Source organism: Nocardia acididurans, from assembly GCF_016741815.1.
GTDB classification, from domain to species: Bacteria; Actinomycetota; Actinomycetes; order Mycobacteriales; family Mycobacteriaceae; genus Nocardia; species Nocardia acididurans.
The window spans coordinates 237,150-250,263 of sequence record NZ_JAERRJ010000003.1; the positions used below are offsets into that span (position 1 = coordinate 237,150).

The following is a 13,114-nucleotide window of genomic DNA, read 5'->3' on the forward strand; positions in this document are numbered from 1 at the left end:
ACCGAGTGCGCCGGCGCCCCCATGCCAGGATCTACCGGTGCTCAGCCTCTACCACGACGCCCGGACGCCGGTGCATACCGTGCCCGCCGGGGTGAAGCTGCTGGTGCTGGCGATCACCGGGACCGCGCTGTTCTTCGTGCCGTCGATGCTGTGGCTGGCGGTCGCGCTCGCGGTGGTGCTCGGGCTGTACGCGGTGGCGGAGATTCCGTGGCGGATGACCGGGCGGTCGGTCCTGGGGCTCGCGCCGTTTCTCGCGCTGATCATGGGCGCGCAGTGGCTGTTCACCGGATGGGTGAGCGCGGTGCTCGTCGGGGAGCGCATTCTCACGCTGGTGCTGCTGGCCAATCTGGTGACCTTGACCACGCGCACCACCGCCATGATCGACACCATCGAGCAGGCGCTGCGCCCACTGAAACCGCTCGGTGTGCGACCCGAACGGGTCGGCCTGCTGGTGGCCATGACAATTCGGTTCATTCCGGTGATCAAAGAGCAGGCCGAGCTGGTCAGATCCGCGCAACGGGCACGCGGGATCGAGCGCAGCACGGTCTTCCTGATCCCGCTGCTGATCCGCACCCTGCGCATGGCCGACGGCGTCGGCGAAGCCCTGGACGCGCGTGGTCTGGACTGATCCCCGGCACACTCCCGGCAAGCGCAACTGAGGGTGCCCTTAGGATGCCCTGCGTGCGTAGTAGGGATTTGGCGCAGATCGCGCTGTTCGCGGCAATTATGGTGGTCCTCGGGTTTTTCCCGCTCATCCAGTTGCCGGGCGCGTTCGCGCCGTTCACCTCGCAGACGCTGGGTGTGATCCTCGCCGGATCCATTCTCGGCGCGAAGCGGGGTGCGCTGGCGATTCTGCTGTTCGATGTGCTGGTATTCGTCGGTCTGCCGGTGCTGCCGGGTGGGCGCGGCGGGCTCGCGGTGATCATGGGGCCGACCGGTGGCTTCGTGCTCGCCTATCCGATCGGCGCATTGGTGATCGGCCTGCTCACCGAACGTCTGTGGAAGCACTACAACCTGCCCATCGCCATCGCGATCAACTTCCTGGGCGGCGCGCTGGTCCTCTACGCCATCGGCGTGCCGTGGATGGCGGCCGCGGCGAATATTCCGCTCGGCAAGGCGATCACCACGTCGGTGGCCTTCCTGCCCGGTGACATCATCAAGGTCGTGATCGGTTCCCTCGCCGCGGTCGCGGTCCGCAAGGCCTATCCGCTGATTCCCGCGCGCGCATGATCGAACTCGACGCGGTCTCGCACCGGTTCGGCGAGCGGCAGGTGCTCGAAGACATCGACCTCACGCTCACCGAGGACCGGATCGCCGTGATCGGCGCGAACGGTTCGGGCAAGTCCACCTTCGCGCGGCTGCTCAACGGGTTGCAGGTGCCCACGGCGGGCACGGTCACCGTGGACGGTCTCGATACCCGCAAGCAGGGCAAGGCCGTTCGCAAGAAGGTCGGGTTCGTGTTCCAGGACCCGGATGTGCAGATCGTCATGCCGACCGTGGCCGAGGATGTGGCCTTCGGACTCAAGCACCACGGGCTCGGCAAGACCGAGGCGGCCGAGCGGGTCACCGAGGTGCTCACCGAATTCGGGCTGAACGACTTCCGCGATCATCCGGCGCACCTGCTCAGCGGTGGGCAGAAGCAGTTGCTCGCCATTGCCGCGGTGCTGGCGGTGCGGCCCGATTATCTGATCTTCGACGAACCGACCACGCTGTTGGATCTGCGCAACAAGCGCCGCATCACCCGGCTGCTGCACGACCTGCCACAGCAGATCGTGGTCATTTCGCACGATCTGGATCTGCTCACCGACTTCGACCGGGTGCTCGTCATCGACAGCGGCCGGGTGGTCGCGGACGGTTCCGCGCGCGACAGCATCGCCCACTACCTGGCCATGCACGAGGCATCCTGAGCCGCCACGCTATTCGGTGCGCCCGAAATACGTCCGCCGCTGATGGTCGTTGAGCCGATGCCCCGGCTTCGCATTGAACGCCATCTCCACGCTGATCCGCGGAATCAGCCCGTGCACCGCCGTCACGCGGTGCCGGGACAGCCGCCCGGCATGCAGCACCAGCGAACCGGGCACCGTCGGCAGCAACCGCACACTGCGCCGATACCTGTCGGAACGCTCCGGGAAATCCCGTGGCACCGGCATGTATTCGAAGATTCCGCCCTGCTCCGGCGCGACGATGTGCAGGATGGCCGTGTAATCCGACAGCCCGAACTGCCAGTGCAGGCCGTCCCCGGCATGCCGGATGTGCACCGTGGTCGCGCCGAGCTCATCGGCCGACCGGTACACCAGCTCCCCCACCACCCGGGAGATGAAGTCCAGCAGCGGTTCCCAGCGGTACAGCTGCTTCAGCGGCCAGGATTCCGGAATCCGATCATGCGCGACCACCCGCTCGGCCGAGAACGGGCGCTGCTCGATCACCTCGTCCCCGCTGCCGACCAGCAGTGAGGCCGCCATCTCGGTGATGCCGTCCGGGCGCAGGAATTCCGGCAGCACGGCCAGCCCGGTCTCGGCGAAATCGTTCTGGGCCAGCGTGATCACCTCGCGTAATGCGGTGACATCGCGGCGATCCAGCGGGTATCGATCGATATCGACATAACTGTCGAACCCGGCCCCCATCGCCCACCTCTCGATCTCAGGGAATCGCCGCGGCGACCCGTTCGAGACGGCTCTCGGTGTAGGAGGCGATCTGATCGACCACCACCCGCACGCGAGCCGAATCGTCGGCAGCGGTCTCCCAGCTGGGAGCCAGCATCCGGTCGAGGCCACGCGGGGCGGCTTCGAGCAGGCGGTGGGCCACCAGCAGAATGCGTTCCCGCTGCCCGGCCTGGCGCACCTGATGTATCGGGTCGGACAGCACATAGCGCAATGCCATGGTCTTGAGCACCGCCACCTCGGCGGCCACGATGCGCGGGACCTCCAGATCGGCGGCGTAGCGGGCCAGTTGGCGGCCGCCCCAGGCGGCGCGGGTGGCCTCCACGGCGGCGGTGGCGAAGCGGCCGACCAGGTCGCTGGTCAGGCGTTTCAGCGCGACCGAGGCGGGCAGGGTGCCGTCGTAGTCGGCGGCGGCCACCACCACGGGTAGTTCGGAGAGGCGTTGCGCGGCGGCGCAGAGTTCGTCGGTGGACAGCGAACGGTTCTGGGCCGCACCGAGTTCGGCCAGGGCGGACTGCTCCACCGGATCGGCCAGGGCGCGCAGGTCGATGCGGCCGGCGATGACGCCGTCCTCGACATCGTGCACCGAGTAGGCGACGTCGTCGGCCCAGTCCATGATCTGGGATTCCAGGCATTGGCGGCGTTCGGGCGCGCCTTTGCGGACCCAGGCCAGGCGTTCCATATCCACGTCGTAGGCGCCGAATTTGGAGCCGGAACCGGTTCGGCCCCACGGGTATTTGACGACGGCGTCCAGGGCGGCGCGGGTCAGGTTCAGGCCGAAGCTGTGGCCGTGCTCGTCGAAGACCTTGGGTTCCAGGCGGGTGAGGATGCGCAGGTTCTGGGCATTGCCCTCGAAACCGCCGTGGGCGTCGGCGAATTGGTCGAGGGCCTTCTCACCGTTGTGGCCGTAGGGCGGATGGCCGATATCGTGTGCGAGCCCGGCCAGGTCGACCAGGTCCGGATCGCAGCCCAGGCCGTCGGCGATACTGCGGCCGATCTGGGCGACCTCCAGCGAATGGGTGAGCCGAGTGCGCGGGGTGTCGCCGTCGCGCGGGCCCATGACCTGGGTTTTGTCGGCGAGGCGGCGCAGTGCGGCCGAATGCAGGACGCGGGCTCTGTCCCTGGCGAATTCGCTGCGGCGGGCCGGGGTCGGCGACCAGCTCAGCCCGGCGGTATGCCCGGATTCGGGCGCGGGCCGCTCCCGGTCGTGGTCGTTGTAGACCCGGTCGTAGTCGATGCGCGCGTCCATGGGTTCACTGATCCGCGGTGTACTTGAAATCGGCCGAATAGTGGGTGAGCTGATACCAGAGCAGGGCGAAGGTCTCGCGGAAGATGCCGTGCGCCTGCGACTCCCGGGTGTAGACGGCGGGGCCGGTGCGGGTGGGGGCCGTCCAGGCGTCGAGGCCGGCGTCGCGGGCCATGGTGCGGGTGCGCAGGGAGTGCCATGGATCGCTCACCAGCACCACCTTCGTTTTGCCGCGCGCCAGCAGGGCTTTGGAGACTGCCTCGACACTCTGCAGTGTGTCGGAACCGGTTTCCACCGCGAGGATCCGATCTCCGGGCACGCCACGGGATTTCAGGTAGTTCTTGCCCGAGGCCGCCTCGGTGTAATTATCGCCCACCTGCTTGCCGCCCACGGTGACAATCAGCGGGGCCACATTGTTCTTGAACAGCTTGTAGCCCTGGGCCAGCCGCGCCTCGAACACCGAGGAGGGGACGCCGTCGTACTGTGCGGCGCCCAGGACGACGATGGCGTCCGCCTGGGACCAGTCGTCGATGCGGGCCACCTGCCAGACACGCACGGCCGTGCCCGCCACCAGGAGGACGCCCAGCACCAGCGCGCCGGCAATGATCCGGCGCGTCCAGCGCAGGGTGCCCGCGACGCAGCCGCCGCGGGGTTCGTCGTCGTCGATCTCCCGAGTCAACCAGATGGGTTCGGGGTCGCGGGACCGGAGTTTCACCAACCTCGTCGCCGCCACTCGGGCAGGTTCGGGCGTTCGGCGCCGAGGGTGGTGTCGTCGCCGTGGCCGGGATAGACGACGGTGTCGTCGGGGTAGCGGCCGAACAGTTTGGACTCGACGTCGCCGAGCAGGGTGGTGAATTCCTCGTCGCCACCGGTTTTGCCCACTCCGCCGGGGAACAAGGAGTCACCGGTGAAGAGGTGGGTGCGGCCGGAGCCGTCGGTCAGCGCCAGCGCGACCGAGCCGGGGGTGTGGCCGCGCAGGTGGATGGCCTCGAGTTCGAGGTCGCCGATGCGCAGCTTGTCGCCGTCGGCGAGTAGGCGGTCGGGTGGGACGGGTAGGGCTTCGGCGTCGAGTTCGTGGGCGGCGGTGGTGGTTTCGACGGCCGAGAGAACATCCTGCAGGGCCCACCAGTGATCGGGATGTCGATGGGTGGTGACCAGCAGTTCGACTCTGCCGGGGGCCTCCTGGCCGAGCAGCTCGATAATGCGCTCGGCCTCGTTGGCGGCGTCGATGAGCAGGGCCGCGCCGGTATTCGCGCACTGCACCAGGTAGGTGTTGTTGTCCATCTGGCCGACGGACATTTTCACGATGCGGGCGCCCGGGACCTCCACCTGCTGGGGGTTGGCGCCGGGAGCGACATGACCCGTGTACGGGGAATCGATCGTGATCACGTCATCGATCGTAGCCATCGCCGCCGACACGGGTGTCGGGAAGAAACTCCTCGCACCCCCACGGGCGGATAGATTCTGAGCATGCCGCCCAGGATGCCGCTGTCGAAGCCGCTTTCGCTGATCATGACCGGCTTCCTGGTCACGCTCACGCTGTTGGGCGCGCCCGCGACGGCCGAACAGCCGCTGCGGCTGCCGAGCTACATCACCGACGAGGCGAACGCGCTACGCGGCGGTCAGACCGCGGAGGTGCAGGCGGCGATCGACGCGCTGTACGCGAAGGATCGGACCCGGCTGTGGGTCGTGTACGTGCGGGACTTCGCCGGGCTGGACGCGCAGGCGTGGGGTGAGCGCACCGCGCAGCTGTCCGGATTCCAGGATCGGGATGTGCTGCTGTCGGTCGCGGTGGGCGATCGCGCGTACGCGTTCACCGGTGATCTGCCCGACGGGGTCAGCGACAAGGAGCTCGACGCGCTGCTCGCCGACACGGTGGAGCCGAGGCTGCGCTCCGGGGACTGGGCCGGGGCCGGGGTGGCGACGGCAAACGGGTTGTCGGAGGCCATGAGTGGGTCGTCGGGCGGGGTGAGCTTCCTGACGATTCTGATCATCGCACTGGTCGTGGTGCTGGCGGTGGTCGCGCTGGTGCTGTGGTCGAAGGGGCGGCGCGGCAAGCGCTCGCGGGCCGAGGTCGAGGCGGCGCGCACGGTGGATCCCACCGACGCGCGGGCGCTGCAGGCCCTGCCGCTGCATGCGCTCGACGCCCGCTCCAAGGAGATTCTGGTCGACGCCGACAACGCGATTCGCACGAGCACCGAGGAATTGCGGTTGGCCACCGACGAATTCGGGGCGACCGCGACAGCGCCCTTCACGGCCGCGCTGGAGGCCGCGAAAACCGCTCTGGCGAAGGCGTTCTCGATTCGGCAGCAGCTCGACGACGAGATTCCGGAGACGCCGGAGCAGCAGCGGGCCATGCTGGTGGATCTGATCGGTACCTGCGGGCGCGCCGATCGCGAACTCGATACCCGGGTAACCGAATTCGACTCCATGCGCAATCTGCTCATCAATGCCGGGGAGCGACTCGACGCACTCACCCGCGACATCGTGGATCTCACCGCCCGGATGCCGGAGTCGGAATCTACGCTCGCACAGTTGGTGAGCGCCCAGCCCGCCTCGGTGATCGCGCCCGTCCGGGACAACGTCGCCATGGCGAAGGAGCGAATCACCTTCGCGGAACGCAGTATCGACGACGGCCGAACCGCCGTCGCGCGCCCTGTCGGCCAGCAGGGCGCCGCCGTCGCCGCCATCCGCGCGGCGGAATCCGCCGTGCAGGCGGCGCGCACCCTCCTCGATGCTGTCGGCACCGCCGCCACCGACATCGACCAGGCTCGCGCCGGACTGCCCGGCATGATCGAGGAGTTGCGCCGCGACCTCGCCACCGCGCAGACCCTCACCGAGCACGGCGGCCCCGACCTCGCCACCGCCACAGCATCCGCACGCACCGCCCTCGACACGGCGGTCACCTCCGGAGAATCCAACCCGCTGGGCACCTTCCAGCAGGCCGTCGCCGCCGACACCGCCCTCGACAAGGCCATCGCCGCCGCGACCGACCGCAAACAGGCCGCCGACGAACTCCGCCGCCGCCTCGACCAGGCCCTCACCGCCGCCCGCAGCCAGATCAACGCCGCCTCCGACTTCATCAGCACCCGCCGCGGCGGCGTCGACGCCGAACCCCGCACCCGCCTGGCCGAAGCCCAGCGCAACCTCGAACAGGCCCAACAACTCTCGACCACCGACCCGGCCCAGGCCCTGACCCTCGCCCAGCGCGCCACCGAACTCGGCACCCGAGCCCTGCACACCGCCCAGGCCAGCGTGCAGCAGTGGCAGACCATGCAGTCCTCGAACTCCGGCTCGAACTCTCAAACCGGCGCCATCCTCGGCGGCATCCTCATCGACGGCATGCTGCGCGGCATGGGCGGCGGATACCGCGGCGGCGGAGGCGGATTCGGCGGTGGAGGCGGCGGTAGCTACGGCCCCGGCTCCTTCGGCGGCTCCGACGGCTCCCGCCGCATCAGCCGCGGCGGCAGGTTCTGACAGCCATCCGCACCAGGCGCTCGGCCGACGGCCCCGCCGCCCCCACGCCACCTCTACGCGAGTGGAGAAGTGTCACATCTACGCAGGTGTTCAAGGGGCGCATACCGATCTGCGCCAGCGGCCGAGGCGTTGATGACCTTCCCGCCTTCGGGCAGGAAGGCACCTACTGACCTTCAACCCGTGATTGCGCCGCCGCCTTCGTCATTCCGGCAGGCACCACGCGTGGGAGTTCAGTAGGCGCGGAGTCTAGAGCCAGCCGAGGCGTTCGGCGGTGCGGACTGCTTCGGCTCGGGTTTTGGTGCCGGTTTTGCCGATGGCGGACGAAAGGTGGTTGCGGACTGTGCCTTCGGAGAGGTGGAGTTGCTTGGCTATCGCGCCTGCCGTCGCGCCGTTCACCGCTGCGGCGAGGACTTCGCGTTCGCGGGCGGTGAGGGGGGAGGTTCCGGTGGTGAGGGTTTCGGTGGCGAGGGCGGGGTCCACTACTCGCAGGCCCATGTGGACTCGGCGGACGGCGTCGGCGAGTTCCCGGGCGGGGGTGTCCTTGACTACGAAACCGCTTGCACCGGAGTCTATTGCGCGGCGGAGGTAGCCGGGGCGGCCGAAGGTGGTGACCATGAGGATGCGGACTTCGGGGTGGGCGGCGTGAAGTTGGGCGGCGGCCGCTATGCCGTCCAGGCCGGGCATTTCGACGTCCAGCAGGGCCACGTCGGGGGTGGTGCGTTCCACCGCGGCGAGGATTTCGTCGCCTCGGCCGACCTCGGCTACCACCTCGAGGTCGGGTTCCAGGCTGAGGAGGGCGGCCAGGGCGCCGCGCACCAGGGCCTGGTCGTCGGCCAGTAGTAGCTTGATCACCTTGTCTCCGTTGCCTGGTGGGGTCATCGCGTCGCCGCGGGGGTCGGGGGGAAGCTTGCCAGGACTCGTAGTCCGCCTTCGGGGCGGTTGGCGAGGGTGAGGGTGCCGCCGGCGGCCGCGACTCGTTCGTGCAGGCCGGACAGGCCGGTGCCGGTGGGGGCGTCGGCGGGCAGGCCGATGCCGTTGTCTTCGATTTCTATTGCGCCGGTGGTGATTCGGACCGTGCAGCGGGTGGCTCGGCTGTGCCGGACGATATTGGTGACGGCCTCGCGCAGGACCCAGCCGAACAGGACGCTGTGGTCGGTGGGTTGCGTGCCGGGGTCGGGGAGGTCGGCGCGGATCTCGGCGGCGGCCAGGGCGGTGCGGGCATTGGCTAGTTCGCCAGGGAGGGTGACCTCGCGCAGGCCGCCGACGGTGGTGCGGACTCCGGCGAGGGCTTCGCGGGCCAGGCGTTCCATATCGGCGAGTTCGGCTTTGGCGCGTTCCGGGTCGATATCGATGAGACGTTGCGCCAGTTGGGTTTTCACGGTGATGACGGTCAGCGAGTGGCCGAGGATGTCGTGCACGTCCCGGGCCACCCGGTTGCGTTCTTCGATGATGGCGATCTCGGCCTGCTGGCGGCGGGCCAGGGTGCGGAGTCTGCGGCCGCGCATGCCGAGTTCGCGGCCCACCCAGACGGCGGGCGGGACGAGGGCCAGGTACAGGGGGACGCCGTCCTCCATCCAGCCGGGGAGCAGGGTGGGCAGGAGCAGCGGGAGGGCGAGCATGGCCGCGCCCGTCAGCACGGCGATGACGGCGGATTGGCGGCTCGGCAGCATGAAGATCGCTGCCACGCCCACATAGATCGCGGCCGGCAGGGCCGTGCCGCCGAGCAGCAGCGTCAGGCCGAGACATAGTGCGGCGAGTGCCGCCAGCAGGACCCAGGCTGCCCGGCCCGCCGGCACCGGTTCTTCCGCGTCATCCCAGTCCGGCTGCCGGAACAGGGCGAAAACCGTCACCACCAGCACCGCGAAAATCAGCAGTCCGGCCGCCGACACCGCGGCGACCAGATGATCCCCCGCCGCCCAGCGATCCCGCAGCGGTCCGACCAGGAAGATCAGCCACAGCACCGCCAGCAATCCACCGATCCAGCTGCGCCGCGTTCCGCCCGGACCATCTCGCAGTCCATTCGGATGAGATGGAAGGCCGAATCGACTTCCCAGCGAGCCGAACGGACCACCTCGCCGACGCTCGCCTTCACCGGCCATCCCACCCGGAGCATTCAGGATTCCACCCGGACCTCTGAAAGTTCCTTCCTGATCTTCCAAAGCTCCGTTCGGACCTTCAGGCACGCAGTCGCGACCTCCGCTGATGCCACGCGAAGGCAATCCCTTCGCGCGGTACAGCCATCTCGCTGTCAGCCGCGATGCCACGCTGCCCTCCCATCTCGGCCCGGTGGTGCTCGAGCGCCATCGTGTCGGCCTCCGGACGGTACCGCAACGGCGTCCGCCGCCCGCTGATGCGGGCGGCGGGACCGGGTGGTCAGCGGGCGGTGTCACGGCGGAACAGGACTATCGAGCCGAGGGTGAAGATCGTTGCCCAGGTGGCCACGTTGAGGACCGCGAGCAGCACCGAGGCGAGGGACGGATCAGCGAAGGGTGCGCGGGCCAGGATCGCTATTCCGTTGGTGGGGAACACCTTCGAGACGGTCTCGAACCAGCCGTGCAGGGGTACGAAGAGACCACCCGCGAAGGAGAGCAGGGCCAGGGCCGGGCCGAGGAGCTGCATGACGTTCTCCGAGGGCAGGAGATAGCCCATGAACAGGCCGAAGGCGGCGAACACCAGGGAGCCGAGCCAGGCGATGAGGAAGCAGGCCGCCCAGGCCGCAGGGGGCAGATCCGCGCCGACGCCTGCGCCGACCGCGAAAACCACTGTGACGGAGAGCAATCCGAAGGTCATCGCGACCGCCATCTTGACGGCGATGTAGACCGGTGGGCGCAGTGGGGTGAGGCGGAGCTGGCGGCTCCAGCCGAGGGCGCGTTCCACCGCCACCATGGCCCCGCCGCTGGTGGTGGCGAGCATCGCGCCGTAGACGGCCATGGAGACCATGATGTAGCCGGTGACATTGCCGGTGCCGATCGACTGGGTGCGGTAGTCGCCCTGCGTTCCGAAGATGACGAAGAACAGCGGCGGCAGGACCAGGGTGAAGATCAGGGTGCGCTTGTTGCGCAGCATGCGCCGCAGCTCCAGGAGGAGGAAAGCGGGGCGGAAGCCGCCGATGACAGGGCGGGAGACGAGGGTGGTCATATCAGCGTGCTCCGGCGGCGGCCGCGGTGAGGGCGAGGAAGGCGTCCTCGAGATTGCGACCGGAGATCTCCAGGTCGACGGCGGCCGTCGCGGTGAGCAAGTGCCGCGCGATGATGTCGGAGTCCGTGGCGCGCACCAGGATTCGGTCTCCGCGCTGCTCCACCTGTTCGACGCCCGGCAGGGTGAGCAGGGCGGCCGGGTCCGCGCCGGGCAGGGTGGCGCTCACGGTGCGGCCCGCGGCGAGGTTCTTGACCTGGGCGGCGGTGCCGTCAGCGATCACCCGGCCGGCGCGCACCAGCACGATGCGGTCGGCGTAGGCGTCGGCCTCGTCCAGGTAGTGGGTGGCGAAAACGACGGTGCGGCCGCGGCCCGCGTCCTGGCGGATGGCGTTCCAGAAGTCGCGGCGGCCTTCGACATCCATGCCGGTGGTGGGTTCGTCGAGGACGATCAGGTCCGGGTCGGGCAGCAGGGCGAGGGCGAAACGGAGCCGCTGCTGTTGTCCACCTGAGCATTTGCCCACGAGGCGGTCGGCGATATCGGCGATTCCGGCGCGGGACAGCACTTCCGGGACGGGGCGGGGACACGCGTGCAGGGTGGCGATCATGCGCACGGTATCGGCGACCGTCAGATCGGGCAGCAGGCCGCCGGACTGCATGACCGCCGAAATACGGCCTGCTGCAATGGCATCGGCCGGATCGCCGCCGAAGACGGCCACGCGCCCGGAATCCGGTCGAGCGAGACCGAGCAGCAGGTCGATGGTGGTGGTCTTACCCGCGCCGTTGGGTCCGAGGAAGGCGACCACCTCGCCCGCGCCGATGGTGAGATCGAGCCCGTCCACGGCACGGACCCGGCCGCCGGGCGCGGCGAATGTCTTGACCAGGTCCCGGATTTCGATGACGGGCGCGTGACGGTCCGGCGCCGCCGTCGCGGCAGTAGCGTTCATACCTCTACTGTCGGCGTGAGCGGGCCCGCGGACCTCGGCCGACCGTCACGACCTGACCATGACAGATGTCATGGTCGCGCGGAATCCCGGCCGGAACCACGGGTACGGCGTCACACGGTGACGGTCACGGAATGGTAGCCACCCGGCCCGAGCGGGAACGGCGGGCGGACCGCGCCGTCCTGGACTTCACCCGAACGGCTGGTCACCCGAGCCTGCACGGTGTGCTCCCCGGGCGGCAGATCCACGACCGTGCGCCAGCGCCGCCATGCGGCGGGGGCCAGTTCGGCGCCGAGTTCCACCGGGAGCCAATCGGTTTCGTCGATCCGGATCTCGACGGCCGAGACTCCGTGCGGCGGAGCCCACGACACTCCGGCGATGGTGCACTTGCCGGATCCTGTCGCGCCGGTGGACGCCACATCGATGCGCGCTTGGGGACGCACCCACAGCGGCGCGCTCGGCCAGCCGCGCCGCCACCAGTAGTCGACGTGCGAGTCGTCGGTCAGTTCGAGTTCGGCCAACCACTTCGCGCCGCTGTACTGGCCGTAGATGCCGGGCACGAAAACCCTTGCGGGGAAGCCGTGTTCGGGCGGCAGCGGCTCGCCGTTCATGCCGATGACGAGATAGCCGGGCCATTCGCCGCTGCGCAGCGGTTCCAGCGGCAGGGAGATGGTGTAGCCGTCCACGGCGCGGGTCACCAGGCGGGTCGCGCCGGATTCGGGGAGCGTGTGGTCGAGCAGGCTGGTCAGTGGCACGCCGAACCAGCGGGCGTTCCCGGCGCGCCCCGAGCCGACGCGGTTGTGCACGCACACCATGACGGCGTCGAATTCGACGGCCTGCTCGGCCAGATCGCGCAGGGACAGCCGCAGCGGATGGGCCACGAGCCCGCGAATGGCCAGACGCCACTGCTCCGGGTCGATGCGCGGGGCACGTGAATTCACGTCCGCCACATAGAATTTGCCCGCCTGGGTGATCAGCGGGGAGAGGCCGGGTTCGGTGCCGAAACCGTCCTCGGGAGTGGGGACGCCGGAGCCCATCGAGCCGACGCGGCGGGCGCGTTCGCGATGCAGCCGGTCGTCGCGGCGCACCAGGGATTCCGCGGCGGCCAGCATGCCCGCGCCCGCGCCCGCCCACAGCAGACCGCCGCCCACGCCCGTGGGCTGCCTGCGCAGGCCGGCGCGCAGGATCCCGGCGGCGGCGATGCCGCCCAGCGCGCTCATGGCCGACCGGTTGGTTCCACGCAGCGCCGTGGCCGCCGCTCCCGCCCCGAAAGCCGCGATGGCGGGCCCGCGCAACCGATCCGGAAGCTGCGCCAACCCCGCCGAGGCCAGCACCGCTCCCGCCGCGACCCCGAGGCGAGTCGTCTCCTTGTCGTGTTCGCCCGCGCGTTCCACCGCCGCCTCGACCACCGGAACCGGCACGGTATCGGTCAGCAGCCGCCCGACGCCGTCGAGCACCGACCCGCCCCGGGCCGCCGCGATCAATTCCCCGGCGCCGAGCGCCCCCAACCCGACCGCCGCCGCTCCCAGCAGTCGGCCCTTCCCGAATCCCGCCACGTGCCCGAACCTTCCCTGTCGCCCGCCCGTCCCGACCCATTGTTCCCCAGCCCGGCTGCGCCTCAGCGGGATTCGCGGGAGCGGACGGTATCGGCGC

General features: G+C 69.6%; 13 protein-coding genes. 4 read left to right on the forward strand and 9 right to left on the reverse strand.

What is annotated here, in order from left to right; genetic code table 11:
• Window positions 1-37 precede the first annotated feature (37 nt).
• From JK358_RS09185 to JK358_RS09195, 3 genes are read left to right on the forward strand one after another with little or no spacing between them, the layout of a single operon-like run.
• The gene (locus JK358_RS09185) at window positions 38-628 is read left to right on the forward strand and encodes an energy-coupling factor transporter transmembrane component T family protein (protein WP_201945502.1); all 591 of its coding nucleotides are present in this window, start codon (window positions 38-40) and stop codon (window positions 626-628) included.
• Between the two features lie 53 nt (window positions 629-681).
• Window positions 682-1,230 carry a biotin transporter BioY gene (locus JK358_RS09190; protein ID WP_201945504.1) on the forward strand — a complete coding sequence of 183 codons (549 nt, stop codon included), beginning with the start codon at window positions 682-684 and terminating at the stop codon, window positions 1,228-1,230.
• Window positions 1,227-1,907: an energy-coupling factor ABC transporter ATP-binding protein gene (locus JK358_RS09195; RefSeq protein WP_201945506.1), complete on the forward strand. Its 681-nt coding sequence runs from the start codon at window positions 1,227-1,229 to the stop codon at window positions 1,905-1,907. The genes JK358_RS09190 and JK358_RS09195 overlap by 4 nt, the downstream gene beginning before the upstream one ends.
• A 9-nt stretch (window positions 1,908-1,916) precedes the next feature.
• Here JK358_RS09195 and JK358_RS09200 read toward each other — a convergent pair whose 3' ends face one another.
• From JK358_RS09200 to JK358_RS09215, 4 genes are read right to left on the reverse strand one after another with little or no spacing between them, the layout of a single operon-like run.
• Entirely contained in the window at window positions 1,917-2,624 is a 708-nt protein-coding gene (locus JK358_RS09200; RefSeq protein WP_201945508.1) for a 2OG-Fe(II) oxygenase family protein, read from the reverse strand.
• Window positions 2,625-2,640: 16 nt separating this feature from the next.
• Entirely contained in the window at window positions 2,641-3,909 is a 1,269-nt protein-coding gene (locus tag JK358_RS09205; protein WP_201945510.1) for a deoxyguanosinetriphosphate triphosphohydrolase, read from the reverse strand.
• A gap of 4 nt (window positions 3,910-3,913) precedes the next feature.
• On the reverse strand, window positions 3,914-4,591 hold the full coding sequence (locus tag JK358_RS09210) for a YdcF family protein (RefSeq protein ID WP_201946250.1): 678 nt from the start codon (window positions 4,589-4,591) through the stop codon (window positions 3,914-3,916).
• Between the two features lie 26 nt (window positions 4,592-4,617).
• Window positions 4,618-5,313 (reverse strand): MBL fold metallo-hydrolase, encoded by a 696-nt coding sequence (locus tag JK358_RS09215; protein WP_201945512.1) that lies wholly within the window; start codon window positions 5,311-5,313, stop codon window positions 4,618-4,620.
• Window positions 5,314-5,376: 63 nt separating this feature from the next.
• Here JK358_RS09215 and JK358_RS09220 point away from each other — a divergent pair, with 63 nt between their 5' ends.
• The gene (locus JK358_RS09220; protein ID WP_201945520.1) at window positions 5,377-7,383 is read left to right on the forward strand and encodes a TPM domain-containing protein; all 2,007 of its coding nucleotides are present in this window, start codon (window positions 5,377-5,379) and stop codon (window positions 7,381-7,383) included.
• A gap of 246 nt (window positions 7,384-7,629) precedes the next feature.
• Here JK358_RS09220 and JK358_RS09225 read toward each other — a convergent pair whose 3' ends face one another.
• The 5 genes from JK358_RS09225 to JK358_RS40295 form a co-directional block, all read right to left on the reverse strand.
• Window positions 7,630-8,262 carry a response regulator transcription factor gene (locus JK358_RS09225; RefSeq protein WP_201945522.1) on the reverse strand — a complete coding sequence of 211 codons (633 nt, stop codon included), beginning with the start codon at window positions 8,260-8,262 and terminating at the stop codon, window positions 7,630-7,632.
• A complete protein-coding gene (locus JK358_RS09230; RefSeq protein WP_307817449.1) occupies window positions 8,259-9,344 on the reverse strand; it encodes a sensor histidine kinase in 1,086 nt (361 codons plus the stop codon). The genes JK358_RS09225 and JK358_RS09230 overlap by 4 nt, the downstream gene beginning before the upstream one ends.
• A gap of 412 nt (window positions 9,345-9,756) precedes the next feature.
• Window positions 9,757-10,521 (reverse strand): ABC transporter permease, encoded by a 765-nt coding sequence (locus JK358_RS09235; protein WP_201945528.1) that lies wholly within the window; start codon window positions 10,519-10,521, stop codon window positions 9,757-9,759.
• A 1-nt stretch (window position 10,522) separates the two neighbouring features.
• Window positions 10,523-11,464, reverse strand: a complete 942-nt coding sequence (locus JK358_RS09240) for an ABC transporter ATP-binding protein (RefSeq protein WP_201945531.1) — start codon at window positions 11,462-11,464, stop codon at window positions 10,523-10,525.
• A 110-nt stretch (window positions 11,465-11,574) separates the two neighbouring features.
• Window positions 11,575-13,017, reverse strand: a complete 1,443-nt coding sequence (locus tag JK358_RS40295) for a molybdopterin-dependent oxidoreductase (RefSeq protein ID WP_201945542.1) — start codon at window positions 13,015-13,017, stop codon at window positions 11,575-11,577.
• Between the last annotated feature and the right edge of the window lie 97 nt (window positions 13,018-13,114).

Bases quoted from the DNA above. Each gene is read 5' to 3' on its own strand.
- JK358_RS09220 (WP_201945520.1), top strand. From the start codon at position 5,377: ATGCCGCCCAGGATGCCGCTGTCGAAGCCGCTTTCGCTGATCATGACC.
- JK358_RS09215 (WP_201945512.1), bottom strand. From the start codon at position 5,313: ATGGCTACGATCGATGACGTGATCACGATCGATTCCCCGTACACGGGT.
- JK358_RS09235 (WP_201945528.1), bottom strand. From the start codon at position 10,521: ATGACCACCCTCGTCTCCCGCCCTGTCATCGGCGGCTTCCGCCCCGCT.
- JK358_RS09225 (WP_201945522.1), bottom strand. From the start codon at position 8,262: ATGACCCCACCAGGCAACGGAGACAAGGTGATCAAGCTACTACTGGCC.
- JK358_RS09240 (WP_201945531.1), bottom strand. From the start codon at position 11,464: ATGAACGCTACTGCCGCGACGGCGGCGCCGGACCGTCACGCGCCCGTC.
- JK358_RS09195 (WP_201945506.1), top strand. From the start codon at position 1,227: ATGATCGAACTCGACGCGGTCTCGCACCGGTTCGGCGAGCGGCAGGTG.
- JK358_RS09205 (WP_201945510.1), bottom strand. From the start codon at position 3,909: ATGGACGCGCGCATCGACTACGACCGGGTCTACAACGACCACGACCGG.
- JK358_RS09200 (WP_201945508.1), bottom strand. From the start codon at position 2,624: ATGGGGGCCGGGTTCGACAGTTATGTCGATATCGATCGATACCCGCTG.